Origin of the sequence: Pseudoneobacillus rhizosphaerae, assembly GCF_917563885.1 — a bacterium.
Lineage (GTDB): Bacteria > Bacillota > Bacilli > Bacillales > Cytobacillaceae > Pseudoneobacillus > Pseudoneobacillus rhizosphaerae.
The window spans coordinates 1-25,272 of sequence record NZ_CAKJTG010000032.1; the positions used below are offsets into that span (position 1 = coordinate 1).

23 protein-coding genes, 8 tRNA genes and 2 rRNA genes are annotated in these 25,272 nt (G+C 37.0%); 28 read left to right on the forward strand and 5 right to left on the reverse strand.

The features are described from left to right. The 17 genes from LRP83_RS20095 to glmS form a co-directional block, all read left to right on the forward strand. Positions 1 to 91 (forward strand): 23S ribosomal RNA (locus LRP83_RS20095); the annotation flags it as partial. 150 nt (positions 92 to 241) lie between these two features. Beyond that, a 5S ribosomal RNA gene (gene rrf / locus LRP83_RS20100) occupies positions 242 to 357 on the forward strand. A 10-nt stretch (positions 358 to 367) separates the two neighbouring features. Continuing rightward, a tRNA-Asn gene (locus tag LRP83_RS20105) sits at positions 368 to 442 on the forward strand. Between the two features lie 42 nt (positions 443 to 484). Then, positions 485 to 557 (forward strand) — tRNA-Thr (locus LRP83_RS20110). Between the two features lie 20 nt (positions 558 to 577). Next, positions 578 to 652, forward strand: a tRNA-Glu gene (locus LRP83_RS20115). A 62-nt stretch (positions 653 to 714) separates the two neighbouring features. Beyond that, positions 715 to 790, forward strand: a tRNA-Val gene (locus tag LRP83_RS20120). 94 nt (positions 791 to 884) lie between these two features. Beyond that, a tRNA-Thr gene (locus tag LRP83_RS20125) sits at positions 885 to 957 on the forward strand. A 13-nt stretch (positions 958 to 970) separates the two neighbouring features. Continuing rightward, positions 971 to 1,054, forward strand: a tRNA-Tyr gene (locus LRP83_RS20130). 91 nt (positions 1,055 to 1,145) lie between these two features. Then, positions 1,146 to 1,220: transfer RNA gene (locus LRP83_RS20135), tRNA-Gln, on the forward strand. Position 1,221: 1 nt separating this feature from the next. After that, positions 1,222 to 1,294 (forward strand) — tRNA-Lys (locus LRP83_RS20140). A gap of 177 nt (positions 1,295 to 1,471) precedes the next feature. Next, complete coding sequence (rocF, locus tag LRP83_RS20145) at positions 1,472 to 2,368, forward strand: arginase (protein WP_230498538.1); 897 nt, start codon at positions 1,472 to 1,474, stop codon at positions 2,366 to 2,368. Between the two features lie 192 nt (positions 2,369 to 2,560). Continuing rightward, positions 2,561 to 3,124, forward strand: coding sequence for an RNA polymerase sigma factor SigW (gene sigW, locus LRP83_RS20150; protein WP_230498539.1), 564 nt, complete (start codon positions 2,561 to 2,563; stop codon positions 3,122 to 3,124). Between the two features lie 15 nt (positions 3,125 to 3,139). Beyond that, positions 3,140 to 3,763 carry an anti-sigma factor family protein gene (locus LRP83_RS20155; protein WP_230498541.1) on the forward strand — a complete coding sequence of 208 codons (624 nt, stop codon included), beginning with the start codon at positions 3,140 to 3,142 and terminating at the stop codon, positions 3,761 to 3,763. A gap of 226 nt (positions 3,764 to 3,989) precedes the next feature. Then, positions 3,990 to 4,817 (forward strand): diadenylate cyclase CdaA, encoded by an 828-nt coding sequence (gene cdaA, locus LRP83_RS20160; RefSeq protein ID WP_230498542.1) that lies wholly within the window; start codon positions 3,990 to 3,992, stop codon positions 4,815 to 4,817. Beyond that, positions 4,810 to 6,042 carry a CdaR family protein gene (locus LRP83_RS20165; protein ID WP_230498544.1) on the forward strand — a complete coding sequence of 411 codons (1,233 nt, stop codon included), beginning with the start codon at positions 4,810 to 4,812 and terminating at the stop codon, positions 6,040 to 6,042. Before cdaA ends, LRP83_RS20165 begins: the two co-directional genes overlap by 8 nt. Positions 6,043 to 6,083: 41 nt before the next feature. Then, positions 6,084 to 7,436 carry a phosphoglucosamine mutase gene (glmM, locus tag LRP83_RS20170; RefSeq protein ID WP_230498545.1) on the forward strand — a complete coding sequence of 451 codons (1,353 nt, stop codon included), beginning with the start codon at positions 6,084 to 6,086 and terminating at the stop codon, positions 7,434 to 7,436. A gap of 487 nt (positions 7,437 to 7,923) precedes the next feature. Beyond that, complete coding sequence (gene glmS, locus LRP83_RS20175; RefSeq protein ID WP_230498547.1) at positions 7,924 to 9,726, forward strand: glutamine--fructose-6-phosphate transaminase (isomerizing); 1,803 nt, start codon at positions 7,924 to 7,926, stop codon at positions 9,724 to 9,726. A gap of 288 nt (positions 9,727 to 10,014) precedes the next feature. Here glmS and LRP83_RS20180 read toward each other — a convergent pair whose 3' ends face one another. Beyond that, positions 10,015 to 11,025: a nuclease-related domain-containing protein gene (locus LRP83_RS20180; protein ID WP_230498548.1), complete on the reverse strand. Its 1,011-nt coding sequence runs from the start codon at positions 11,023 to 11,025 to the stop codon at positions 10,015 to 10,017. Positions 11,026 to 11,235: 210 nt separating this feature from the next. Next, the gene (locus tag LRP83_RS20185; RefSeq protein WP_230498550.1) at positions 11,236 to 12,069 is read right to left on the reverse strand and encodes a TetR/AcrR family transcriptional regulator; all 834 of its coding nucleotides are present in this window, start codon (positions 12,067 to 12,069) and stop codon (positions 11,236 to 11,238) included. Positions 12,070 to 12,169: 100 nt separating this feature from the next. Here LRP83_RS20185 and LRP83_RS20190 point away from each other — a divergent pair, with 100 nt between their 5' ends. From LRP83_RS20190 to LRP83_RS20230, 9 genes are all read left to right on the forward strand, one after another. Next, positions 12,170 to 15,259 carry an efflux RND transporter permease subunit gene (locus tag LRP83_RS20190; protein ID WP_230498551.1) on the forward strand — a complete coding sequence of 1,030 codons (3,090 nt, stop codon included), beginning with the start codon at positions 12,170 to 12,172 and terminating at the stop codon, positions 15,257 to 15,259. Positions 15,260 to 15,433: 174 nt separating this feature from the next. Further along, the gene (locus tag LRP83_RS20195; RefSeq protein ID WP_230498553.1) at positions 15,434 to 15,859 is read left to right on the forward strand and encodes a DMT family transporter; all 426 of its coding nucleotides are present in this window, start codon (positions 15,434 to 15,436) and stop codon (positions 15,857 to 15,859) included. A gap of 26 nt (positions 15,860 to 15,885) precedes the next feature. Continuing rightward, complete coding sequence (locus tag LRP83_RS20200) at positions 15,886 to 16,581, forward strand: Crp/Fnr family transcriptional regulator (RefSeq protein WP_230498554.1); 696 nt, start codon at positions 15,886 to 15,888, stop codon at positions 16,579 to 16,581. A 25-nt stretch (positions 16,582 to 16,606) separates the two neighbouring features. After that, entirely contained in the window at positions 16,607 to 17,086 is a 480-nt protein-coding gene (locus LRP83_RS20205; RefSeq protein WP_230498556.1) for a DMT family transporter, read from the forward strand. Positions 17,087 to 17,328: 242 nt separating this feature from the next. Beyond that, positions 17,329 to 17,916, forward strand: a complete 588-nt coding sequence (locus tag LRP83_RS20210; RefSeq protein ID WP_230498557.1) for an NADPH-dependent FMN reductase — start codon at positions 17,329 to 17,331, stop codon at positions 17,914 to 17,916. Between the two features lie 130 nt (positions 17,917 to 18,046). Next, positions 18,047 to 19,024, forward strand: coding sequence for an ABC transporter ATP-binding protein (locus LRP83_RS20215; RefSeq protein WP_230498558.1), 978 nt, complete (start codon positions 18,047 to 18,049; stop codon positions 19,022 to 19,024). Next, positions 19,021 to 19,824 carry an ABC transporter permease gene (locus LRP83_RS20220; RefSeq protein WP_230498560.1) on the forward strand — a complete coding sequence of 268 codons (804 nt, stop codon included), beginning with the start codon at positions 19,021 to 19,023 and terminating at the stop codon, positions 19,822 to 19,824. Before LRP83_RS20215 ends, LRP83_RS20220 begins: the two co-directional genes overlap by 4 nt. A 5-nt stretch (positions 19,825 to 19,829) precedes the next feature. Then, positions 19,830 to 20,612, forward strand: coding sequence for an ABC transporter permease (locus LRP83_RS20225; protein WP_230498561.1), 783 nt, complete (start codon positions 19,830 to 19,832; stop codon positions 20,610 to 20,612). A gap of 44 nt (positions 20,613 to 20,656) precedes the next feature. Further along, positions 20,657 to 21,460 carry a P-loop NTPase family protein gene (locus LRP83_RS20230; protein WP_230498563.1) on the forward strand — a complete coding sequence of 268 codons (804 nt, stop codon included), beginning with the start codon at positions 20,657 to 20,659 and terminating at the stop codon, positions 21,458 to 21,460. A 49-nt stretch (positions 21,461 to 21,509) separates the two neighbouring features. On the opposite strand, the gene LRP83_RS20235 is transcribed toward LRP83_RS20230, so the two are convergent. The 3 genes from LRP83_RS20235 to LRP83_RS20245 all read right to left on the reverse strand — a co-directional run bounded on the left by LRP83_RS20235 (position 21,510) and on the right by LRP83_RS20245 (position 22,591). Beyond that, a complete protein-coding gene (locus tag LRP83_RS20235) occupies positions 21,510 to 22,064 on the reverse strand; it encodes a thioredoxin family protein (protein ID WP_230498564.1) in 555 nt (184 codons plus the stop codon). Positions 22,065 to 22,250: 186 nt separating this feature from the next. Continuing rightward, positions 22,251 to 22,376, reverse strand: a complete 126-nt coding sequence (locus tag LRP83_RS20240) for a YjcZ family sporulation protein (protein WP_230498589.1) — start codon at positions 22,374 to 22,376, stop codon at positions 22,251 to 22,253. Between the two features lie 113 nt (positions 22,377 to 22,489). Continuing rightward, complete coding sequence (locus LRP83_RS20245; protein ID WP_230498566.1) at positions 22,490 to 22,591, reverse strand: YjcZ family sporulation protein; 102 nt, start codon at positions 22,589 to 22,591, stop codon at positions 22,490 to 22,492. Between the two features lie 186 nt (positions 22,592 to 22,777). Between LRP83_RS20245 and LRP83_RS20250 the strand changes: the two genes are divergently transcribed. Both LRP83_RS20250 and LRP83_RS20255 read left to right on the forward strand, forming a co-directional pair. Continuing rightward, the gene (locus LRP83_RS20250) at positions 22,778 to 23,557 is read left to right on the forward strand and encodes a hypothetical protein (protein WP_354002359.1); all 780 of its coding nucleotides are present in this window, start codon (positions 22,778 to 22,780) and stop codon (positions 23,555 to 23,557) included. Between the two features lie 203 nt (positions 23,558 to 23,760). Next, entirely contained in the window at positions 23,761 to 25,248 is a 1,488-nt protein-coding gene (locus LRP83_RS20255; protein WP_230498568.1) for a SulP family inorganic anion transporter, read from the forward strand. Positions 25,249 to 25,272 lie beyond the last annotated feature (24 nt).

The window sequence follows — 25,272 nt, forward strand, 5'->3', positions numbered from 1 at the left end:
ACCCTGAAAGATGATCAGGTTGATAGGTCAGAGGTGGAAGCGCGGTGACGTGTGGAGCTGACTGATACTAATCGTTCGAGGACTTAACCAAATTTGATTTGCGATATGATTTACTTCTTCTATTACATTATCTAGTTTTGAGGGAACAAAATTTTTTGCGAACTAAATAATTTTCCTTAAAATTTTCTCTTGAAATTTTTCAAAAAGACATTATAATAAAATAGTGTCGCAACTAAAATAGTCTGGTGGCGATTGCGAGAAGGTCACACCCGTTCCCATACCGAACACGGAAGTTAAGCTTCTCTGCGCCGATGGTAGTTGGAGGATTCCTCCTGTGAGAGTAGGACGTCGCCAGGCATAATATCGTTCCGCAGTAGCTCAGTGGTAGAGCATTCGGCTGTTAACCGAACGGTCGTAGGTTCGAGTCCTACCTGCGGAGCCATATTTTTTTAGAAGATTTAATTGCGAGCAGGTAGTTGTTTATGCTTCCATAGCTCAGCAGGTAGAGCACTTCCATGGTAAGGAAGATGTCAGCGGTTCGAGCCCGCTTGGAAGCTTACCATATTTTAAAAATTATGGCCCCTTGGTCAAGTGGTTAAGACACCTCCCTTTCACGGAGGTAACACGGGTTCGAATCCCGTAGGGGTCACCAAGTTTATTCGTAAGAAAATATCTAACCTTTAATCGCGATAGCGAAAAAAATTAAATTTATATGGAGGATTAGCTCAGCTGGGAGAGCATCTGCCTTACAAGCAGAGGGTCGGCGGTTCGATCCCGTCATCCTCCACCAACTATTTTTCGTACTTTGAAAAATACCAAAGATTTTTCACGATAGTGAAAATATCTTTCCTTTAAATTTTTAATAGTTATACCTTTTATATTATGCCGGTGTAGCTCAGTTGGTAGAGCAACTGACTTGTAATCAGTAGGTCGTGGGTTCGACTCCTATCGCCGGCACTGTATTTTACCTGGAGGGGTAGCGAAGTGGCTAAACGCGACGGACTGTAAATCCGTTCCCTTGGGTTCGGCGGTTCGAATCCGTCCCCCTCCACCATGTATTTTTCGTACTTGAAAAATATTAAGTATTTTTAATAAAAAACAAAAAAATGGGACAAGATATAAATGTCCTTTTTATTTTGAATAATTGGGCTATAGCCAAGCGGTAAGGCATCGCACTTTGACTGCGACATGCGTTGGTTCAAATCCAGCTAGCCCAGCCAAGAGCCATTAGCTCAGTTGGTAGAGCATCTGACTTTTAATCAGAGGGTCGAAGGTTCGAGTCCTTCATGGCTCATTAAAATGTCCTTACTTTCACTAGAAAGTAAGGACATTTTTTTATTGACCAAGACCAATACACTTTCGTTTTTTTTCTTTTCCTTTCGTATATATATACATAATTTTGTCGAGTTGAGCCATTTCTATGAAAGCGGTTAAAATAGTATATACAAGGCAGAGGGAGGAGAAAGCAATCATGAAGAAAATATCAATTATCGGTGTTCCAATGGACTTAGGGCAAACACGTCGTGGGGTGGATATGGGACCAAGCGCGATACGTTATGCTGGGGTCGTGGAACGATTAGAAAACTTAAATTATGAAGTTGAAGATATCGGGGATATTGAAATTGGCAGAGCAGAGAGAGTACCTAATACTGAATCCAATTTAAAGAATTTAAAAGCTGTTGCAGAAGGTAGCGAAAAATTAGCTGCTGTGGTTGATAAAGTTATCCAAAATGGTGATTTTCCTCTCGTTCTTGGTGGCGACCATAGTATTGCCATTGGAACATTAGCTGGAGTTGGAAAACATTATAAGAACCTTGGAGTTATATGGTATGATGCTCATGGTGATTTAAATACGGCTGATACTTCTCCATCTGGAAATATACATGGAATGCCTCTAGCAGCGAGTATGGGACTTGGCCATCCTACTTTAACAGGTATTGCAGGCTATAACCCTAAGGTTAAAGCAGAAAATATTATTATAATTGGGGCTCGTTCATTAGATGAAGGTGAAAAGGAACTCATTAGAGAAAAAGGTATTAAGGTTTATTCGATGCATGAAATTGATCGCCTTGGAATGACAAGAGTGATGGAAGAAACCATTGCTTATTTTAAAGAAAATACAGATGGTGTTCATTTATCATTAGATTTAGATGGATTAGACCCACATGATGCTCCTGGTGTAGGAACCCCAGTAATTGGTGGAATAAGTTATCGTGAAAGCCATTTAGCAATGGAAATGCTTGCGGAAGCCGAAATTATTACATCAGCAGAATTTGTGGAAGTAAATCCGATATTAGATGAAAAAAATAAAACAGCTACGGTAGCCGTTGCATTAATGGGATCATTACTTGGTGAAAAGTTAAAATAGAAAATAGCAGCTCAACTTTTGAGCTGCTATTTTTTTTCTAAAACTTTTTTGTAGCCCTTTTTTAATTTTTCAAACCTTATTAGTAAATATTTGTTAATATAGAAGAGTTAATATTTTTTTTGTAAAAAATGAAACCTTTCTTGCAATCGGTACGTATATCGATTAGCCGCAGTAGAGCGGAGGTATAAATAAATGGAAGCGTTAGTGAAAAAAAGAATACTACAAGTACTTAAAGGCGATCAGGATGCTTATGGAGAAATTGTCGAGCTTTATAAGGACAAAGTATATCAGATTAGCTATCGAATGCTTGGGAATCGCCATGAAGCGGAGGATATCGCTCAAGAGGCTTTTATTAGGGCCTTTATTAATATCCATAGTTTTAATATTGATTTAAAGTTTTCAACCTGGTTATTTAGAATAGCAACTAATCTTTGCATTGACCGGATTAGAAAGAAAAAGCCAGATTATTATTTAGATGCTGAAGTGGCTGGGACTGATGGTTTAAATATGTATTCACAAATACCCTCTAAAACTGATATGCCAGAGAAAGAAATAGAAAGCTTAGAGTTAGAGGAAACCATTCAAAGTGAGATTCTAAAACTACCTGAAAAGTACCGAACAGTTATCGTCTTAAAATATATCGAAGAGCTATCGTTAATTGAAATTAGTAAGATTTTAAATTTACCGATAGGAACGGTTAAAACAAGAATTCATAGGGGAAGAGAAGCTTTAAGAAAGCAACTACGCCATGTTTAAATAGAGGTGAATAAAATGAATTGTCCAGACATCTATACTGACTATATGCACGATTACTTAGATGAAGAAATAACACCAGATAATGAGACTAAGCTTAGGGAACATCTCTTAATATGTGCAGACTGCCAAAGTCATTTCCAAGAATTAAAAAAGACCATAGCATTAGTTCAAAGCACCTCTCATATTCAAGCGCCTGTAAATTTCACTTCGGCTGTAATGGCACGTCTTCCGAACGAGAAGAAACAAGTAGGATTAAAAAGATGGTTCCGTAGACACCCAATGGTGACGGCAGCTTCGTTATTTTTAACCTTAATGGTTGGAAGTTTAATTACAGGGTGGAATGAGGATCAGGAATTTTCTGTTTCCAAAAATCCTAATCTAATCATTGAAAATAATACTGTCATTGTTCCAGAAGGTAAAACGGTTAATGGAGATATCGTCGTAAAAAACGGCGATTTAAAAATCGAGGGACAAGTGGATGGAAATGTTACAGTTATCAATGGAGATATCAATGGTGAGAAATATTTAGCTTCTGCTGGTCAAGTTACTGGAGAAATTGAAGAAATTAATCAACTATTTGATTGGCTTTGGTATCATATGAAAAAAATAACCAAAGATACGGTTAATATAGTTAAATAAGCTTAAGAAGAATGATAGTCCTTCGAATAGAGGGACTATCATTCTTCTTAGCCTTTTTAGCAACAGAGTATGGAATGAGCTTTTTTCAAAGAATATATAGTAAACCTAATTATGTTATAATGTATAAGTTATCCTAATATTAAATTGATTCATTAGAGTTAGTGGCTCTTTTAAAAAGCCAAGATTAACAGGAATTATCATTTAAGCCTTATACGGAGGAAGGACAATGTCAATGGCCGATTTCAGTATTTTGAAATATCTAGCTATGATTGTTGATGTTCTCCTAGTATGGTACGTTATCTACAAACTGATAATGGTAATAAAAGGAACAAAGGCTGTCCAATTGTTAAAAGGAATCTTTGTCATCCTTCTAGTGAAAGTTGTCAGTGATTTTTCCGGCTTGAAAACATTAAGTTGGATTACAGAACAAACCATTACGTGGGGATTTCTTGCAATTATTATCATTTTTCAACCGGAACTCAGGCGGGCTCTTGAACAGCTCGGCCGAGGTAAATTCTTTTCTAGAACGAACGGTCAGGAGGATGATGAAAGAGAAAAGGGCGTTGAGGCTATTGTGAAAGCAACCGATTATATGGCAAAACGTCGCATTGGTGCTCTTATCTCCATTGAGAGAGAGACAGGAATGAGCGATTACATAGAAACGGGTATACCTTTACACGCTAAAATTTCATCTGAGCTTTTAATTAATATTTTTATTCCCAATACACCCCTTCATGATGGAGCGGTGATTATTCAAAAAAACAATGTTGCAGCTGCTGCTTGTTATTTACCACTATCTGAAAGTCCGTTTATTTCAAAGGAGTTAGGAACTAGACATCGTGCCGCATTAGGGATAAGTGAAGTAACGGACAGTGTGACAGTGATTGTCTCTGAAGAAACGGGAAGTATTTCATTAACAAAAAATGGTGAATTACATCGAGATTTAAATTTAACGACATTTAAAGATTTATTGTCAAATGAACTTTTATCAAAACAGCTAGACAAGCAAACGTCTTCCACTCTATGGAATTGGAGGGGGAAGAATCATGGATAAATTAATGGATAACCGTTGGTTTATGAAAGCAATTGCTCTTGCTCTAGCTTTACTTCTTTATTCGGCTGTTCCTGATAATGAAAGCAAAACAAATGATGTTAATGTTCCAGGAGTGCAAAACACGGAAACTATTCAGGATGTCCCTGTAAAAGCGTATTATGATACAGAGAATCTTGTCATATCTGGAGTCCCAAATACAGTAGATGTAACAATTCAGGGACCATTACCAAATGTACAGGCTGCAAAAGCATTAAAAAACTTTGAGGTATATGTAGACCTTGATGGTATTAAAATCGGTAATCATACCGTACCTATCAAAATTAAGGACATTAATAATAAGTTAGGGGTTCAAATTGACCCAGCTTATGCGAATATAACCGTTCAAGAGAGAGTAACAAAAGAATTTAAAGTCGAAGCAGAATATGATACAGCCTTACTTGAAGAAGGATATGAAGCCGAGCAACCAGTTGTAGAGCCTTCTACGGTTAAAATAACTGGAGCAAAAGATACGATCGAGCGAATTACTTATGTTAAAGCTTCACTTGATATTAAGGATAAAATCAATCGATCTGTAACAAGAGAGGCAAAGGTTCGAGTGCTAGACCAGGAATTAAATAAACTCGATGTAGTGGTTGAGCCTGAAACAGTCCAAGTGACAATACCAGTAAAGAGCGCGAAGAAAACAGTTCCAATCAAAATTGTCCAAAAAGGTAGCCTACCACAAAGTATCGTTTTAAACACTATTGAAATTCTTGATTTAGCTGAAGCTATCATTATTGGGCCAGAAGAGCTACTTAAGAAAACAGAAAGTGTTCGAGTAGAGGTTGATATGAATAAAATTACAGGAGACACAATTCTCACTCTTCCTGTTATTATTTCAGAGGGAATTACAAAAGTAAGCCCACAAACCGTAGAGGTTAAAGTGGATGTGACAAAGATGGAAGAAAGAACTTTTTCAGGTATTCCCATCTCAAGTGATGGGTTATCGGATGATTATAATCTTGAATATCGAGACCCTGTAGATGCAACGGTGAATATTACAGTCAGTGGGGCAAGTGAAGAATTAGATAGTCTAAATGCAGATGACTTTAATTTGTTTATTGATTTATCTAATTTAACAACTGGATTACATATAGTAGATATCCAAGTTGAAGGTCCTGCTCAATTAAACTGGAAATTAAGTAAATCAGTAGCTCGAATCACGATAACAGAAAAGGAAGTATAATTTTCAAAGCAATTTTTCTTAAATAAAGGAGCGATTTATAGATGGGTAAATATTTCGGTACTGATGGTGTACGCGGAGTAGCTAATAGTGAGTTAACACCAGAACTTGCATTTAAATTAGGGCGATTTGGGGGATATGTTTTAACAAAGGATAAGGATCGCCCCAAAGTTCTAATCGGACGTGACACACGAATTTCTGGCCATATGTTAGAAGGTGCATTGGTTGCTGGCCTTTTGTCCATAGGTGCTGAAGTAGTTAGGTTAGGAGTTATTTCTACTCCAGGTGTCTCCTATTTGACTAAAGTATTAGGCGCTCAAGCAGGTGTAATGATTTCCGCTTCCCATAATCCGGTTGCCGACAATGGTATCAAGTTTTTTGGCCCTGATGGCTTTAAGCTTTCAGATGATCAAGAAGAAGAAATCGAAACCTATATAGACCTTTTAGAAGATAATCTTCCAAGACCAACTGGAGCGAAGCTAGGACAGGTTATTGATTATTTTGAAGGTGGGCAAAAATACCTCCAATATCTTAAACAAACAGTGGATGAGGATTTTGCAGGTATTCATGTTGCACTCGATTGTGCCCATGGAGCAACCTCTTCATTAGCAGCACATTTATTTGCTGATTTAGAAGCGGATCTCTCGACGATGGGAGCTTCTCCGAATGGTTTAAATATCAATGAGGGTGTTGGTTCCACTCATCCAAATGCCCTAGCAGCCTTTTTGAAGGAAAAGAATGCGGACGTTGGTTTAGCATTTGATGGGGATGGCGACCGCCTTATTGCCGTTGATGAAAACGGAAATATCGTTGACGGCGACCAAATCATGTATATCTGTGCAAAATATATGAAGGAACATGGCAGATTAAAACACGGAACAGTAGTTTCTACCGTAATGAGTAACCTAGGTTTTTATAAAGGTCTTGAAAATCATGGGGTTCAAAGTGTGCAAACCGCTGTAGGCGATCGTTATGTTGTTGAAGAAATGAAAAAGAATGGCTACAACTTAGGTGGAGAACAATCTGGTCATATTATTTTCCTTGATTATAATACGACAGGTGATGGGCTACTTTCAGGACTACAGCTTGTAAATATTATGAAAATGACCAAAAAATCATTATCAGAGTTAGCGGGTGAAATGAAGAAATACCCTCAAAAGCTTGTTAACATCCGTGTGACAGATAAGCACCACGTGACTGACAATGAAAAAGTGAAGGCTATTATTGATGAAGTTGAAGCTGAGATGAATGGTGATGGTAGAATCTTAGTTCGCCCTTCAGGAACAGAACCATTAGTACGAGTAATGGCAGAGGCTTCAACAGAAGAACTAGTAAAAAGCTATGTAGAGAAAATTGCCAACGTAGTTGAAGAGGAAATGGGCTTAAAAGAAGAATAGAGGGAAAGCTATGCATGAGGGAACCTTAACGCGCCCTCATGCATATTTTATTTAAACACCTTTTCTTCTAATGATTGCTATAACTATACTGGAAATGAATTTCCTTTTATCTATTGACGTTTCTACTGTACCTGGTGTATGCTTAACCTGTTTTGTAAAAAACATTCCACTCAATTTTGTTAAAAGGAGGCAAGTATAGAGAACATTGCACGAAAAAGCGCCAGGACTAACCATTGATCGAAAAGAGGTTAGTTGACGAGGAGGAGGAGTATCGAGTTTTCGGCGGATACCTCCCGGTTGAATCACACAACCGAATATTTCTTCCTTAAACCTTTGGGGTAACCTAAAGTACAAAGGGAAGATTATGTGACATGAGAATCGGAAAAAGAGTGGTCCGGCTATTCATATCATTTTAACTACAAAGATAGGGGGGGCAAGCTATGCCTCCTGTGCTAGCATGTCCCCCTTAATCAAGGAGGAAAAACAGATGTGTGGAATTGTTGGATATATTGGGAATCTTGATTCAAAAGAGATTTTATTAAAGGGATTAGAAAAGCTGGAGTACCGCGGTTATGATTCAGCAGGAATTGCTGTTATGAATGAAGAAGGTGTTCATGTTTTTAAGGAAAAGGGTCGTATTGCTGATTTAAGAGAAGGCGTAAATACTGATGTATTTGCTAGTGCTGGAATTGGACATACTCGTTGGGCCACTCATGGTGTTCCAAGTAAAGAGAATTCACATCCACATCAAAGTACGTCTACTCGCTTTACGCTTGTTCATAATGGTGTCATCGAAAACTATGACTTACTAAAACGTGAATATTTAACTGGTGTTGAATTTAAGAGTGAAACCGATACGGAAGTAATCGTGCAAATGATTGAACTTTTTGTAGGTGAAGGCTTACACGTAGAAGAAGCTTTCCGCAAAACACTGAAATTGTTACACGGTTCATATGCTCTTGGACTTTTAGACGAACAAGATAGAGAAACAATCTATGTTGCTAAAAATAAGAGCCCACTTCTAGTTGGTCTTGGTGATGAATTTAATGTGGTGGCTTCCGACGCGATGGCAATGCTACAAGTAACAAACCAATATGTTGAGTTAATGGATAAAGAAATTGTTATCGTTAAAAAAGACTTCGTTACAATTAAGAATTTAAATGGTGACGTGATTAAGCGTGATCCATATACAGCAGAATTAGATATGAGCGATATTGAAAAGGGTACGTACCCTCACTATATGTTAAAAGAAATTGACGAGCAGCCACCAGTTATGCGTAAAATCATTCAAAGATATCAGGATGATCAAGGCGAATTAACGATTGATCAACCGATTCTTGATGCGATGAATGCATCAGACCGTATTTATATTATTGCTGCAGGAACTTCTTATCACGCAGGTCTTGTTGGAAAACAATTCATTGAAAAAATGGCTAAAATTCCAGTTGAAGTTCATATTTCAAGCGAATTTGTTTACAATATGCCAATGCTTTCTGAAAAGCCATTGTTCATTTTCATTTCTCAAAGTGGAGAAACAGCTGATAGCCGTGCCGTACTAGTAGAAGTGAAAGAAATGGGTCATAAGGCAATCACGATTACGAACGTTCCTGGGTCTACATTATCTCGTGAAGCAAATTATACGCTTTTACTTCATGCTGGTCCTGAGATTGCAGTTGCTTCTACAAAAGCTTACACAGCACAACTTGCAGTATTATCAATTTTAGCTGCAGTTACAGGTAAGAGCCGTGGTCATGAGCTTAATTTCAACCTTGTTCAAGAGCTAGGTATCGTTGCGAACGCAATGGAAGTACTTTGTGATGAAAAAGAAGAATTCGAACGTATTGCCCGCGAATTCCTATCAACAACTCGCAATGCCTTCTTTATCGGCCGTAGCCTTGATTTCTATGTAGGTCTTGAAGGTGCACTTAAGTTGAAGGAAATTTCTTATATTCAAGCTGAAGGCTTTGCCGGTGGGGAATTAAAGCATGGAACGATTGCCTTGATTGAAGAAGGCACACCAGTTATCGCTTTATCCACTCAAGAATATGTGAACTTAAGTATCCGTGGAAACGTGAAGGAAGTAGTAGCTCGTGGTGCTAACCCTTGTATCATTTCTATGGAAGGATTAAATTCAGAAGGGGATAGCTTCGTGATTCCTGAAGTGAACCCAATCTTAACACCGCTTATAGCTGTAATTCCTTTACAATTGATTTCTTACTATGCTGCTTTACACCGTGATTGTGACGTTGATAAGCCGCGCAACCTTGCTAAAAGTGTGACAGTTGAGTAATTTTTGAGAAAAAGCCTTGATGCAGAATTGATCTGTGTCGAGGCTTTTTTATTTAGAGCTGAGATGGCAGGGAATATGCCCGGATAGTCAGAAATACGCCCGGATGGCAGGGAAAACGCCCGGATGGCAGGGAAAACGCCCGGATAAGCAGAAATACGCCAGGATGGCAGAAAATACGCCCCTATAAGCAGAATACGTTGATTTAGAAGATTGCGCCAAATTCAAGCAGCCTAATTTCTAGTGTTTTGCGCCATGTCACTAGACAAGGACTGAAAAATCAACTTCATCTTATAGCTCAAGTAGCTTACCAGTTCGTAATAAACCCTCAAAGTCCATCAAATAGGTTCGATTCTTAAAGGTTCCTTCACTTAGCAATTCCATGCTTGCTAATATACGAGTAGCTGTCCTCCTATCAACATGTAGAAACTCCCTACAATCTGTATTAGTCATCTTACTTCCCATTATCAAAAACCAATCCTTTATTGCTGGCAAATGGGCCAAGTGATCTTGGGAACCACAATGGATACATTTCCAACTTCTAATTGTTTTTTTCATACCTAACTGACCACATGTTTTACATAGTACTCCGGTACGTACATCACTGGTTGAAATATTAAAGGTTTCACAAATTGGAGCGGGAATATAGAATTGATGTCTATTTACTAGTTCAGAAGAAAGCCAGTTGAATGTTTCATTGTCCAACCAAATTTTGTCTAGGGGAATGTTTCTGATGTAGGAAGATATTAAACTGGGAAACAGGATTTTTGTTTTGGAAGGTGGCCTTTCCACCTTTTGTTTAGGATATGCTAAAACCACTACACGATAAATAGGAAGCGAAATCTTACGACTACCAAACCAAAGGGTCATTAACTCACCATAACGTTCAACCTGTGCCGCAGGGCTATCATAACCATTTATTTCGCCATTATCTTTTTTTTGTATAAGTTGTGGAGGATTGTCCAGAAAGCACAAGGTCCCAGCTAAGTTTTTGACTTCAAATATGATGGCGTAATATCGAGTTAGAAAAAAGGTATCCATCTGGTATTTGCTATAATAATAAAGTGACAAGTCATGGAAAATAAAGTTTTCCATAAAAAAAGTATGTTTACTAAGTTCATTTGCTACTCTATCTTCACCTCCAATTCCAGCTTGTAAGGATGATTGATTGGAGGAAATTAACGGCACGCTTGGATGAGTATTAAGTAAACGGCGTTGTGCGGCAATCAATCCCTGTAACTGTAAATTGGGTGATCGAACCTTTTTTACATTTGAATAGTCTAACAGTTTTGATGTAGACAAAGTATAACCCCCTTTTCTTATTACAGTAAAATTATACCTTTCCTCGGATATAAAAAAAGTGTCTAAAATGTAAACATATGAAAGAGGAAAAATACGCCCGGATGGCCGAAAATACGCCCGGATAGCCGAAAATACGCCCGGATAAGCAGAAATACGCCTTAAAACAGGCACATAAAAATATATGTGCCTAAGATAAAATACTTCTAGATGCTAAAACCCAAAGTACCTCCGAAGCAAAAAACCAATCCATTTACAATGAGGATGATTTCGAATATTTTCTAATAGTCCTTTCACAAGAACAGGACTTAAGGTAGGTTCAAGTAACTGTTGCTTTAAAAGTATTAAAGATTGCTTTTCAATAGAATCTCCTAATTCTATTAGTTTTTGTTCAATGAGTTCAAGGACCTGTTCTTTCGTAACATCATCCTTTATTGGTTGTTTAATCATGTCGATTAGGTCTTCAGAAATAAATGGTATGGTAGTATGTTTAGCTAGTAAATTTGTTTTTTCTACAAGTGATTGAGATAGTAGGTTTGAATCTATCGGTACATTATAAAATAAAAACAATTGTGAATACATACTCATAAAGCCTTTTATACAGTAAATTAAATCATATTTTGTATGTTTGACGTCTTCCCCATATAAATTTTCAATCATCTCTAAAATAATTTTCTCGATTAATCTATCGTATGAATGAAACTTTAATATAAGGTCTTCATTAAATGATTGCATTTGCTCCTTGACGAGAATTCTGGCAAAATCTGATTGCTTTTGAAAAGAATCAAATGTTGCATAATAAAACTCAAATAACAATTGATCATCATTTATCGTATTTTTGACTACATAGTCAATATTTGAAATGAATTGGCTCATAAAATGGTCAATTAAGGCTGTTATCAATTCATCCTTTGATTTAAATGATAAGTAAAAGGCACCTTTTGATATACCACAATGTTCTGTTATTTGCTGAACTGAGGTAGCTTCAAACCCCTGCTTAGCAAAAAGTTCTAATGATTTTTCCATAATTAATTGTTTTTTAATCATCTAATTTTATCGCTCCTAATGTCCTATCATTGACAAATGACCAGTTAGTCATTAGTATAAATAAAGTAGCTTGATAAGTCAATTTAGGGTAGGTGTTAAGGTGAACGGTTTAGTAAATTTTGTTTTAAAAAATAAACTTGCAGTATGGTTGCTTACCATAATTATTACTGTTTCGGGTATTTATTCTGGTACTCGTATGAATATGGAAACGATTCCGAATATCTCCATTCCTTATTTAATGGTAATGGACGTATATCCTGGAGCAACTCCTGAGAAAGTGATGGAGGAGGTTTCTATTCCTTTAGAAGAAGCGGTAGAAAACCTTGAAAATGTTAAATTTGTCTATTCAAATTCATATTCCAACATGGCAAGTCTTCAGGTGGAATATGAATATGGTATTGATATGGCTGAAGCTAAACGGGAATTAGAATCTGCTTTAGATGCAGTGAAATTACCTGAAGGGGCACAGGAGCCAATTATCACAGCTATTAGCATGAACATGATGCCTGTAGTTGCATTAAGTGTAAGTAGTGCCCATGAGGATATTGTTGAAATTACGTCAACAGTAGAGGAAGTTTTACTTCCTAAAATTGAGAAAATTGAAGGTGTTGCTTCTGCAACCATTACGGGTCAGCATATTGAAGAAGTTCAGCTGACGTATAACGAAGCGAAAATGACTGAGCTTGGCTTAACAGAAGACAAAGTAAAGCAAATGATCCAAGCAAGTAACCTAGCTGTATCATTAGGCCTTTTTGAGTTCGAAGAAGGAGAACAAGCGGTATCTGTTGACGGGAAGTTCATGACAGAAGATGAATTGAAAGAAATGCTTATTCCTGTCACACCTACAGCCGCAAGTCCAACACCATTTGTAAAGCTTAGCGATATTGCTACTATAAACTTAGTTGGTAAAGTACAATCGGTGTCCCGTACAAATGGAAAAGATGCTATTGCCATTCAAATTGTGAAAGGGCAACAAGCAAACACTGTTACTGTAGTAAACGAAGTAAAGAAGTTAATTAAGGAACAAGAGAAAAAAATCGAAGGTCTTGTTATTGATGTATCACTTGACCAAGGTGCTCCAATTGAAAAATCCGTTTCAACAATGATTGAAAAAGCGTTATTTGGTGGATTAATTGCCGTATTAATCATTCTTTTATTCCTACGCGATTTTAAATCAACAATTATTTCTATTGTATCTATCCCAGTTTCGATTTTCATGGCTTTACTGATTTTAAACTGGATGGATATTACGCTAAATATAATGACACTAGGTGCGATTACGGTTGCCATTGGTCGTGTAATCGATGATTCCATCGTTGTAGTGGAAAATATTTATCGTCGTCTACATTTAAAAGAAGAAAGATTAACCGGTCGCGCCCTTGTTCGAGAAGCGACTATTGAAATGTTCAAACCTATCCTTTCATCAACATTAGTAACAGTTGCGGTTTTCGCACCATTGATCTTTGTTGGTGGTATGGTCGGCGAGCTATTTACACCTTTTGCATTAACGATGTCGTTTTCGCTTGGAGCTTCGTTAGTTGTAGCGATTACAATTGTGCCAGCGTTATCTCACTTCTTATTTAAGAAAAAATTATATAGTGAAAAAACAGCAAGCCATAGCCATCATAAAGAAGCTGGTAAATTAGCTAATTGGTACAAAGGGATCCTTGGATGGACACTTAACCATAAAATTATTACCTCCACCATTTCAATTATTTTATTAGCTGGAAGTTTAGCCTTAACCCCATTAATTGGGTTTAGTTTCATGGGTAGTGAAGAAGATAAAGTAATGTATTTAACTTACACTCCAAAAGCAGGTGAGCTAAAGGAAGATACATTAGCAAATGTTCAAGCGGTTGAAGAAGATATGCTTAAACATAAGGATATTGATATTATTCAAATATCAGTAACTGAAAGTGGAGATCCAATGGCAGCGATGATGGGCGGAGGAGGCGGAGGTGCCTTAATGTACCTCATCTTTGATCCTGAAATGGAAGGATTCCCAGAAGCTCGTACTGAGATTGAAGAGTATGTCTTCAACATTGGTCAAACAGGTGAATGGAAATCTCAGAACTTTGCTCCTACTTCAATGTCTACAAATGAAGTAAGCTACACTTTCTATAGTGAGGATTTAGGTAAACTAAATGATGCTGTAAAAATGGTAGAAAAAGTGATGAGTAAAAATGATAGGTTAGAAGATGTTTCTTCAAGTGCAGAGGATGCATATGTTGAGTACACTTTTAAAGTAGCACAAGATGAACTATTGCAGTATGGTCTAACAACGGGTCAAATTGTAATGATGTTAAATCCAAATAAAACACAAGATGTTCTCACAACGATTGAAAAGGACGGCAACTCACTACAAGTAATCGTTCAGCAAGAACAAAAAGCACAACCTAAATCAATTGATGATATTTTAGCAACACAAGTACCAACAGCACTTGGCACAACAATGCCTCTTTCTGAGCTTGTAAAAGTAGAAAAAGGAACTACGCTAAATACACTTGCACGTAGCAAAGGCGAGTACTACGCAAGCGTTTCGGGTACCATCATTGGTAAGGATATTTCAAAAGCAACTTCAGAAGTAAAGAAAGAAATTGATAAATTAGATTTACCAAAAGGTGTAACAATGGGCGTTGCTGGAGTACAGGCAGACATGACTGAAACCTTTACACAACTTGGATTGGCCATGCTTGCTGCCATCGCCATCGTCTACTTTATTTTAGTTGTTACATTCGGTGAAGGTGTCGCGCCATTTGCGATCCTATTCTCTTTACCATTTGCCGTAATTGGTTCATTTGTTGGGTTATTAATTGCTGGTGAAACCATTTCTGTCTCTGTCATGATGGGTCTATTAATGTTAATTGGTATCGTTGTTACAAATGCCATTGTACTCGTAGACCGCATTATCCATATGGAACGTGATGGAATGGGAATGCGTGAAGCGATTTTAGAAGCCGGTGCAACTCGTCTACGTCCAATCCTGATGACAGCTATTGCAACAATTGGTGCACTAATCCCATTGGCAATTGGCTCTGGCGGTGGCGGTTTAATCTCGAAGGGTCTAGGTATTACCGTAATCGGTGGTTTAGCAAGTTCAACGTTATTAACATTAATTGTTGTACCAATCGTTTATGAAGTATTGTCTAAACTATTCAAGAAAAATCGTAAAGAAGTAGTAGAAAACTAAAATGGAAAAAGCCCTACAAGTTTCTTTGACCTCTTGTAGGGCTTTTTTATTTGAAAAAAATTGATTTTATGAGTAATTAATAAAATCTGTTGCAACTTAAGGACATATGTCCTATCCAAAATACCTGTCTCTATCATTTAATTAAAGAGGAATCTAAATTAGGGAGAGAATATAATGCGAGGGTTTGTATTTGCATTTTTAGGCGGAGCCTTTATTACATTACAAGGTGTTGCCAATACACGGATAAGTCAAGATATTGGTACTTGGCAAGCAGCGGCGGTTACACAGTTTACTGGATTTCTGATGGCAATGCTCATTTTAATGTTTATTCGAGATAAAAAGTGGAAAAAGTTTAAGCGGGTGAATCCGTTATATTTAACTGGAGGAGCTTTTGGAGCAGTCATTATTTTTAGTAATGTTGAGGCTATTCAAAAGATTGGAGTTACTCTTTCGATAGCGGTGATCCTAATTTCACAACTAGGTTTGACTTTTGTTATTGATGGCAATGGATGGTTCGGTTTGAAAAGGCAGAAGATGAGGCTACCCCAACTCATCGGCATTGGCATGATGGTTATTGGTGTTGTGATATTAAGGCTTTAATCGGAAGAATTTGAGGTGAGACTTTAATGAAAGAAATGAATGATGCGGAGCTACTTAAATCTTATATGTATTCCTACAATCTAGAGTCAATTTTTAATGAACAGATACTACCGCATTTGTCGTTATACAGTTTTGAACAAGGTGAACTTATCTGTTCGCAGGGAGATCCTTCAGAGCATTTGTATTTACTTGTGGAGGGAAAGGTGAAAATTTATACCACCTCAGCGGAAGGCAAAACGCTTATTCTTTCATTTAAAACACCACTTGAATTGATTGGGGATATTGAATACGTACAGAATATCAACATTATCAATACCGTTGAAGCAGTATCGTCTGTTCGTATGATTGGCGTTCATCATCGTTGGTTAAGAAAATATGGCAAGGATTACGCACCGCTGCTGCAATTTTTACTAGATATTATTACTCGGAAGTTTGCCATAAAATCAAATTCAATGAGTTTTAATTTGATGTATCCAGTGGAAGTGCGATTGGCAAGCTATCTATTGTCAGTCTCCTTTGATAAATCTGATTCTCTATTTAATGGACAATTAAGTATCAATATAAAGGATGCAGCGAACTTAATAGGAACTAGTTATCGACATTTAAACCGAGTTATCGGTCAATTTTGTGCAGAGGGTATGATTGAGCGAAGTAAGGGTTCTATTCTAGTTAAGGACCGAGAAGGCTTAAGAGCGATGGCCAATCATAATATTTATGAATAAATCTCTTCAAAGGAGCAAAATGAACATGATTTTAGGACTAATATTTTCACTTGTTGCAGGTTCTCTGTTAAGTATTCAAAATATTTTCAATAGTAAAGTGAATGAACGAGCTGGGTCTTGGGCGACAACTACTCTGGTCTTAGGAATGGGATTCCTTGCTTCAATGGCAATTGGTCTAATTTTTGAAGGCGAAAAAATGTTTAACTTACAAAATATGGAGCCGTGGTACTGGTTCAGTGGTTTGCTAGGAGTGGGAGTAGTAACCTGTCTAGTGCAGGGGATGAGATTACTAGGTCCTACCTATGCTATCGCGATCGTTCTAACATCACAGCTTGGGTTTGCTCTCATTTTTGATTCGTTTGGTTGGTTAGGTCTCGAAAAAGTCGCTTTTACTTTCAAGCAGCTAATTGGTGTACTAGTAATCATAGGTGGTATTTTTGTTTTTAAATTTGCTGGTGCACGTAAGAACCAGGAGACATCTAAAGTGGAAAATGCAGCTGGTTAGGAATAACTTTTAGATTTTTCAAATTAACCTAGCCGTACTTCTTTAATGAAGTAAGGCTTTTTCTATTAGAATGGCAACTTAAGATTTATTTGTTTGACAATCAATATATAGTATAGTAGTATAAATCTCGTATTCGAGATATTTTAAATTAGTGTACCTGAAGTGAGATGTGCACTTTATTTTATCTCCGGTGTCTTGAATTCAAGAATATTTAATTAAAATATTATAGGGTGGTGCCAGCAATGGGTTTTATAGATAAATTATTTGGCAATTCAACTAAGGAGGAAAAAACAATGGGTAAATTAAAAATTGGAATTATTTTAGGTAGTACACGTCAAGGGCGTGTTAGTCCACAAGTTGGAGAATGGGTTAAAGGAATTGCAGACAAACGCGGAGACGCAGAGTATGAAATTGTTGATATTGCAGACTTTAAATTACCGTTCTTAGGTGAAGCGGACGCACCTGGAATTGGAGCTTGGAATGAAAAGCTTGCTAGCTTAGATGGCTTCGTATTTATTGTTCAAGAGTATAACCACAGTATTACAGGAGCATTAAAAAATGCCCTTGATTTAGCTCGTGATGCATGGAACAACAAAGCAGCAGGTATTGTAAGCTATGGTTCAACAGGTGGAGCGCGTGCTGCTGAACATTTACGCGGAATTATGGGAGAATTAATGATTGCAGATGTACGTGTACATCCAACATTATCTTTGTTTACAGATTTTGAAAACGGAGCGGATTTCAAACCTCAAGCACTACACCTTGATAATGTAAATGCGATGCTTGATCAGGTTAATGCATGGAGCGGTGCCCTAAAAACACTAAGATAAAATAAATGAGAGCGAACAGGTTAGACCTGTTCGCTCTTTTTTATAATAAACTATTCTAAAAATTCTTGACAATCTTGTTTGGTGAATGTTAATATTTTCCTCTGTGACTATAACCTAAGGGGGGAATTATTTGATTAAATTAGAAGGGATTAGCAAGTCTTATAAGATTGCCAGGCGAGCTTCTGGGTTGCGTCAAGCAGCAAAGGCTCTTTTTTATCGTGAACATACAATCATTCCAGCGCTAAATGATATATCCTTTTCAATTGAACCTGGCGAAATTGTCGGCTACATTGGACCAAACGGAGCGGGAAAGTCGACAACCATTAAAGTAATGAGTGGGATTCTAGTTCCAGACAGCGGGAATTGTACCATTATGGGCTTCAATCCATGGCGGGACCGAGTTCAATATGTAAAAAATATTGGTGTTGTCTTTGGTCAGCGTTCACAGTTATGGTGGGATGTGCCAGTTATTGATTCCTTTCTTTTGTTGCGTGATATTTATAAAGTTCCGCAAAAAGAATATGAAAACAATCTGGAGCTTCTTGTGGGAGCGTTAGAGTTACAAGATATTTTGAATTCTCCTGTTCGTCAATTAAGCTTAGGGCAACGAATGAGGTGTGAAATTGCCGCTTCTCTCCTGCATAACCCTAAAATACTATTTTTAGATGAACCAACGATTGGTCTAGATGCTGTTTCTAAAATTGCTGTCCGCCAATTTATTAAAAAAATTAACCAAGAAAGAGGAGTTACAGTTATCCTAACGACTCATGATATGAGTGATATTGAAGCGTTAGCCGAGAGAGTGATTCTAATTGGAAAAGGGAAATTATTGTATGATGGTAAATTAAAGGAACTACGTAGTCGGTTTGGTACGGAAAAAACGATTACAGTAGATTATCATGAAAATAACTATCCTTTTCAAATACCAGATACAACTTTGCTCTCATGGTCTCCTGTCCGTGCGGTTATAAGTGTCGATACTGAGGTTGTTTTGACCTCAAAAGTTATCACGCAATTATCAAGCAAAGTAGACCTAATTGATGTGGCGATTGAATCTCGACCGATTGAAGAAATCATCGTACAGCTCTACAAGGAATATCAAATATGAGTGCTTATTATTCGGTTTTGAAGCTACGTTTATTGAATGGGATGCAGTATCGAGCTGCAGCTTTGGCAGGAGTAGCTACACAGTTTTTCTGGGGATTTATGTACATCATGATTTTTGAAGCCTTCTATGAATACTCTCCTTACACCCCACCTATATCATTAAAAGAATTGATTACTTACATATGGCTCCAACAATCCTTTTTAGCCTTTGTTATGTTATGGTTTCGTGATAATGAATTATTTACTTTAATTACGAGCGGTAATATCGCCTATGAGCTTTGCAGACCATGTGAAATTTATGGATTTTGGTATGCAAAGCTACTTGCTGGGCGGCTTTCTAGTGCTTTATTACGAAGTTTCCCCATTTTAATAGTGGCTTTCTTTTTACCTGAGCCCTATTCGATGACCCTTCCACCAAATGTTGTGACGGGGATATTATTTCTTCTGGCATTATTATTGGGATTACTCCTACTAGTGGCCATTTCGATGTATATCTATATTTCTGTCTTTTACACAATGTCACCAATAGGATCTACATTGATGATTGGAGTACTTGGGGAGTTTTTTGCAGGATTAATTATTCCCATCCCCTTTATGCCAGATTGGCTTCAGTCAATCGCCTATATGCTCCCGTTTCGTCTAACAGCTGATTTTCCGTTCAGGGTTTATTCAGGACATATTCCACAGAATGAAGCTTTAAACGGTATACTCGTGCAACTTGTATGGTTAGTTGGTCTTGTTTGGTTAGGCAGAATAGCACTTAACAAAGCATTACGAAGAGTTGTCGTACAAGGAGGGTAAAAGGTTTGAAGCTATATTTTAAATACTTACTGATATTATTTAAATCTCAGATGCAATATCGAACATCCTTTTGGCTACTTTCATTTGGACAGTTTTTTATCCCTTTTACTGTATTCGCAGGACTTTATTTCTTATTTGAACGCTTCGGCCAAATTAAAGGTTGGGATTTTTTCGAGGTTGCGCTATGTTTTGCCGTTATTCATATGGCATTTGCTACGAGTGAGTGCTTTGCTCGTGGGTATGACGCCTTTTCTGGCTTAGTCGTGAATGGAGAATTTGATCGGGTATTAGTACGTCCAAGAAGTACGGTTGTACAAGTGCTTGGTTCAAAGTTTGAGTTTACTAGATTTGGTCGAATCCTTCAAAGTGTTATGGTATTATGTTGGGCTTTAATGAATCTGTCGATTGAATGGAGTGTGGTGAAGGCGATTACCCTTTGCCTGATGATCATAAGTGGGGTTCTTATTTTTACAGGAATATATATAGTAGCAGCGACTATGTGCTTTTGGACCATACAGGGGATTGAAGTCATCAATATTTTTACAGACGGTGGAAGAGAAATCGCTCAATATCCATTGAATATTTATCAAAAATGGATAACTAAATTTTTTACCTATGTGATTCCGTTTGGGACAGTCAATTATTTGCCTCTCATGTATATCCTGGGAAGGACAGAAGGAAATGATATTCTTCATATGTTGACACCATTAATAGGAAGTCTATTTATCCTACCTTGTCTTCTTGTTTGGCATTTCGGAGTTAGGCATTACCGCTCAACGGGGTCTTAGAACAATTATTTAATTTGAATCCACAAATTTGAAAGGAGAATAAGATGATTAGAAAATTATATATAGTGGAAGGAATTCCAGGATCGGGGAAAACAACAACTGCAAATTGGTTAGCTAAAGTACTAAGTGAACAAGGAAAGGATACACATCTTTTCTTAGAAGGAAATCCGGAACATCCAGCAGACTATGAATCTGTTGCCTGTCTTAATGAAAACCAATTACTTGAAATGGAGAAGGAATTTCCCTTCATTCGCAACTTCGGTGTAAATAAAGATAGATGGTTTTTCATCTCATATGCTTCTTTGTCAGATAGCAACCCAGACCTACATAAAGCTTTACAGAAATTTGATGTTTATGAGTTATCTGTAGAAAACTTTTGTGAGGTTACATTACTGAGGTGGCAGGAGTTTGCTGAATTAGCCGAAGCGGAGGATAAGGTGTACGTGTTAGAATGCTGCTTTCTACAAAATCCTTTTACGTTTTTATTAGCTAAGCATAATGTTTCTGCGGAAGTGATTTTTTCTCATATTGAAAAGATTGCAAGGGAGATTGCTAGTTTAGACCCGGTGATTCTTTATTTTGAGCAAGACAATATAAAAGAAAGCTTGGATCGTGTGAGGAAGGACCGTTCTGTAGAATGGTTTGAGTTTCTCACTTGGTATTATACAGGGCAAGAGTATGGACAGTCTCAAGGACTAGCGGGTGAAACAGGAGTTCTTCATTTTTTAGAGGAACGTAAAAAGCTAGAAAAGAGATGTTTAGAGCAGCTAGAATCAAAAAGTTTAATCCTAAATAACAGCAATTTTGATTGGGATATGTGTAAGGAACAAATACTTGCTTATATTTAATATAATAAAAAGCCATCATCGGAAATTCAGATGAATGGCTTCTTTATTTTTATGCTTCTAGTTTCTCTTTAACACTATTAACAACTGTTCTCCAAATAGTTGGGTCTGAAGTGATTTTTTCTCTGAATTCACGAAACATATTTTTTTGCGCATCTTGGAATTCAGGTGAATCTGCCTCAGGTAATGTCGATTTTAATGAGGTTACTAGGTCCTCTACATGAGGTGCTCGTGGTCCCCAAACCATTGTTTCTTTGCCTTCTTGATCAATGAATACAAAGATGGGAATCGATCTAGATTTCCCATTCGTTAAGTATTGATCCATGAGCTCTAGGTTTTCGTCACGGATGAGAAAACGCAATTCAATGTTGCTTTCCTCTGCCATTCTTTGTAAAACTGGCACATTTAATGCAGCATCTCCACACCAATCAGCCGTTAGAACAATTCCTCTCCAGTTTCGGTTTGCTACTTCTTTAAAAATAGATAGGTCCTCCGCAGTGAAGGTTAATTGTTCATAGACATGGGATAATTCCTGTTGATTAACTTGCATACTGTTTCGATATTCTTCAAAAGTCATCCCTTTTTCAAACCATGCTACTAATGACATCAAAACTTCCCCTTTCATTTTTAGTTCTTTTTTTTTATAGTAACGATATATAAAATCATTAGCAATTCTTCTGCCTAAAAAGTTGTATGTATATTTGGCTGAAAAATAACAGATAATTGATCCATGGGTTAATCAATAACAACAAAAAAAGTACAAAGAGCTATTCTCTTTGTACCTTTTTATATATTAAGCCCAAGCAGCTCCAACGATAATTAATAGGATAAATAATACAACGATTAGAACGAATGTACCACCATAGCCATAACCAGGAGTACCGCAACCACAACCATATCCGTACCCATACCCGTACATAAGATTTTCACCACCTATTATAATATAACCAATTTCAAGTTTAATAAGATGAGATGATTCTCTAAACAAAAAGTAGAAGAATTCACCTTAAAAATGAGAGTAGGAAGGGATAATTAGTAACAGAATCCCCAAGAAGCTCCCACAATGATTAAAAGAATGAACAATACGACAAGTAGAGCGAAACCCCCACTGTGACATCCAGCTGAACCTGACATAACCATTCCTCCTTTGTAAGTTTTCCCTATAACATATGGGATTTCCTCTTTAGGTGTACCTAGGCAAACATGGAATTTTAGGATGTCTGTCATATTAGGACAGGTTAATAGGATTACCGTGCTATTTTTGTTACAATATAAATAGTAAAGGTGCTTTTCGCATTTCTTTTTTTGGAGGTCTTACAATTGCAATTGAAAAAGCAGGTTCACGAAGTTCGTGATCTTATATACATACATCATAATAACTACGATCAATATGTAATCACCTATGGAATTGAGTTTAAGGAATTCATGGAATCTTTATCTGTAAAATTGAAATATCTTTTATTACTGAAGCATCGATTTAATGATGGTGAATTCAACATGCATACTTTACTAGAATTTGTTCCGCAAGAAAAAATGGATGTATTGATGAATGATGGCGTATATGGATACGGTAATTTTTGTTGGATTGATTTCAATGGGATTGAAGGGCTTAATGATTTGAGTGGTCAGGAGATAGCTGAATTACTCTATCTTGGGCATATTAAGCAGCATTTAAAACAGCCGTTTTATCAGAAGCTCAGGAATCGATTTGCGTATTTAGCGCATGATGATGGTTGGTTTAATAAAGTTTACTATCGTGAATTAGATGATTTTTATGAAATGCTAGGAAATGTAGTTGGTATAAAAATGAGCCAGCTTCATACGAGAAAGTCATTGTTTAATCTTCGAAAAAACAAACCATTTCCAGCCGTTTCAGGTAAAACATTATCTCAAATTTCCCATCTAATTAAAGAAGGGATCGTTATTTCATTAAGAAACAGAGAAGAAATTAAGCAACGAATCGAAATTCCTATATGGGTAATTGGGGATTACATTGATATGGACGATATGTATGAGGAAGCTTTAAAAATTGAAAAAAATAATTGTCAGGCAAAACTCGTTTATGAGAAAAAAACGGATGAGTGGAAGCTGCTTATGTAAGTATAAAAGTCAAAAAACCTCCTATAAAAATTAGGAGGTTTTTGGTTTATACTTTGTATTGTAATAACGAGGAAAGGTGAGTATTTATTAGTTTAATAAGTAATTTAACGCTTACTTCTGTAATTTTCAAAAGCAGGAATATGTGTTATGATTCACTTTGCTTTAAACGGAATCGGCTTTGATGAGAGTTCAAAGTCAAAAAAATGAAAAGGAGTGTTTTTTTGAATCTAAACGTACTTAAAGAACAATGGTTTGGCAATATCAAAGGTGATATTCTTTCCGGCATAGTTGTTGCATTAGCCTTAATTCCAGAGGCCATTGCCTTTTCCATTATAGCTGGTGTTGATCCAATGGTAGGTCTCTATGCCTCTTTTTGTATCGCTGTTGTTATAGCATTTGTTGGTGGTAGACCCGGTATGATTTCTGCTGCTACCGGGGCGATGGCCTTATTAATGGTCACACTTGTAAAAGATCATGGATTGCAATATTTGTTTGCGGCGACAATATTAACAGGAATCATTCAAATTTTATTTGGTGTATTAAAGCTTTCAAGATTTATGAAGTTTATTCCTAGGTCAGTCATGATTGGCTTTGTGAATGCATTAGCGATTCTGATTTTTATGGCGCAGCTTGAACAGTTTGTTGGAGCTACTTGGGTGATGTATACGCTTGTAGCGGGTGCTTTAGCAATCATTTACCTTTTTCCTAGGATATCAAAGGCTATACCTTCACCATTAGTGGCGATTATCGTCATCTCCGCATTAGTGATATTTGCTGGGATTGATGTTAGAACAGTTGGGGATATGGGGAAACTTACGAGTGAATTACCAGGTTTTTTGATTCCGCAAGTCCCATTTAATTGGGATACATTAATGATTATCTTTCCTTATTCCATAGCTTTAGCTATGGTAGGTCTATTAGAGTCCTTATTAACAGCTTCCATCGTAGATGACCTAACTGACACCGAAAGTGATAAAAACCGTGAAGCAAAAGGACAAGGGATTGCTAATATTGTGACTGGTTTCTTCGGAGGAATGGCTGGTTGTGCCATGATTGGTCAGTCAGGAATTAATGTGAGATCGGGTGGCCGTGGTCGCCTATCAGCTTTTGTAGCAGGTTCCTTCCTCATGTTCTTAATTATTGTATTAGGTGATTTAGTTGTGCAAATACCAATGGCAGCTCTTGTTGGGGTCATGGTCATGGTATCAATTGGAACCTTTGATTGGTCATCGATCAAGATGATGAGAAAAACACCAATAACCGACTCAATTGTTATGGTAGTAACAGTTGTAACAGTTGTATTTACACATGATTTATCTAAAGGGGTATTTGCTGGGATTCTTCTAAGTGCGATCTTCTTTGTGGCGAAAATTTCAAAAGTAAAGGTTTCCTCCTCTTTAAATAATAAAGGGCGACGTACTTATTTGGTCACTGGACAGCTATTCTTTGCATCCGTTACAGATTTAATTGCCGCATTTGATTTAAAAGAATCTGTAGCAGAGGTCGATATTGATTTTACACATGCTCATGTCTGGGATGATTCAGCAGTAGCAGCAATCGATAAAATTGTTATTAAATTAAGTGAAAATGGAGCGCACGTAAGACTAAAAGGTTTGAATGAACCTAGCTCACATCTCATTGACACACTTGCTGTTCATAAGCAAGAAGGTGCAAGTATATCAAGTCATTAATTTTGTACTCATAGTAAAGAATAG

Bases quoted from the DNA above. Each gene is read 5' to 3' on its own strand.
- LRP83_RS20205 (WP_230498556.1), top strand. From the start codon at position 16,607: ATGATTTTAGGACTAATATTTTCACTTGTTGCAGGTTCTCTGTTAAGT.
- LRP83_RS20220 (WP_230498560.1), top strand. From the start codon at position 19,021: ATGAGTGCTTATTATTCGGTTTTGAAGCTACGTTTATTGAATGGGATG.
- LRP83_RS20230 (WP_230498563.1), top strand. From the start codon at position 20,657: ATGATTAGAAAATTATATATAGTGGAAGGAATTCCAGGATCGGGGAAA.
- sigW (WP_230498539.1), top strand. From the start codon at position 2,561: ATGGAAGCGTTAGTGAAAAAAAGAATACTACAAGTACTTAAAGGCGAT.
- glmM (WP_230498545.1), top strand. From the start codon at position 6,084: ATGGGTAAATATTTCGGTACTGATGGTGTACGCGGAGTAGCTAATAGT.
- glmS (WP_230498547.1), top strand. From the start codon at position 7,924: ATGTGTGGAATTGTTGGATATATTGGGAATCTTGATTCAAAAGAGATT.
- LRP83_RS20245 (WP_230498566.1), bottom strand. From the start codon at position 22,591: ATGTCAGGTTCAGCTGGATGTCACAGTGGGGGTTTCGCTCTACTTGTC.
- LRP83_RS20210 (WP_230498557.1), top strand. From the start codon at position 17,329: ATGGGTTTTATAGATAAATTATTTGGCAATTCAACTAAGGAGGAAAAA.
- LRP83_RS20255 (WP_230498568.1), top strand. From the start codon at position 23,761: ATGAAAAGGAGTGTTTTTTTGAATCTAAACGTACTTAAAGAACAATGG.
- LRP83_RS20165 (WP_230498544.1), top strand. From the start codon at position 4,810: ATGGATAAATTAATGGATAACCGTTGGTTTATGAAAGCAATTGCTCTT.
- cdaA (WP_230498542.1), top strand. From the start codon at position 3,990: ATGTCAATGGCCGATTTCAGTATTTTGAAATATCTAGCTATGATTGTT.
- LRP83_RS20200 (WP_230498554.1), top strand. From the start codon at position 15,886: ATGAAAGAAATGAATGATGCGGAGCTACTTAAATCTTATATGTATTCC.
- rocF (WP_230498538.1), top strand. From the start codon at position 1,472: ATGAAGAAAATATCAATTATCGGTGTTCCAATGGACTTAGGGCAAACA.
- LRP83_RS20155 (WP_230498541.1), top strand. From the start codon at position 3,140: ATGAATTGTCCAGACATCTATACTGACTATATGCACGATTACTTAGAT.
- LRP83_RS20185 (WP_230498550.1), bottom strand. From the start codon at position 12,069: ATGATTAAAAAACAATTAATTATGGAAAAATCATTAGAACTTTTTGCT.
- LRP83_RS20240 (WP_230498589.1), bottom strand. From the start codon at position 22,376: ATGTACGGGTATGGGTACGGATATGGTTGTGGTTGCGGTACTCCTGGT.
- LRP83_RS20235 (WP_230498564.1), bottom strand. From the start codon at position 22,064: ATGTCATTAGTAGCATGGTTTGAAAAAGGGATGACTTTTGAAGAATAT.
- LRP83_RS20195 (WP_230498553.1), top strand. From the start codon at position 15,434: ATGCGAGGGTTTGTATTTGCATTTTTAGGCGGAGCCTTTATTACATTA.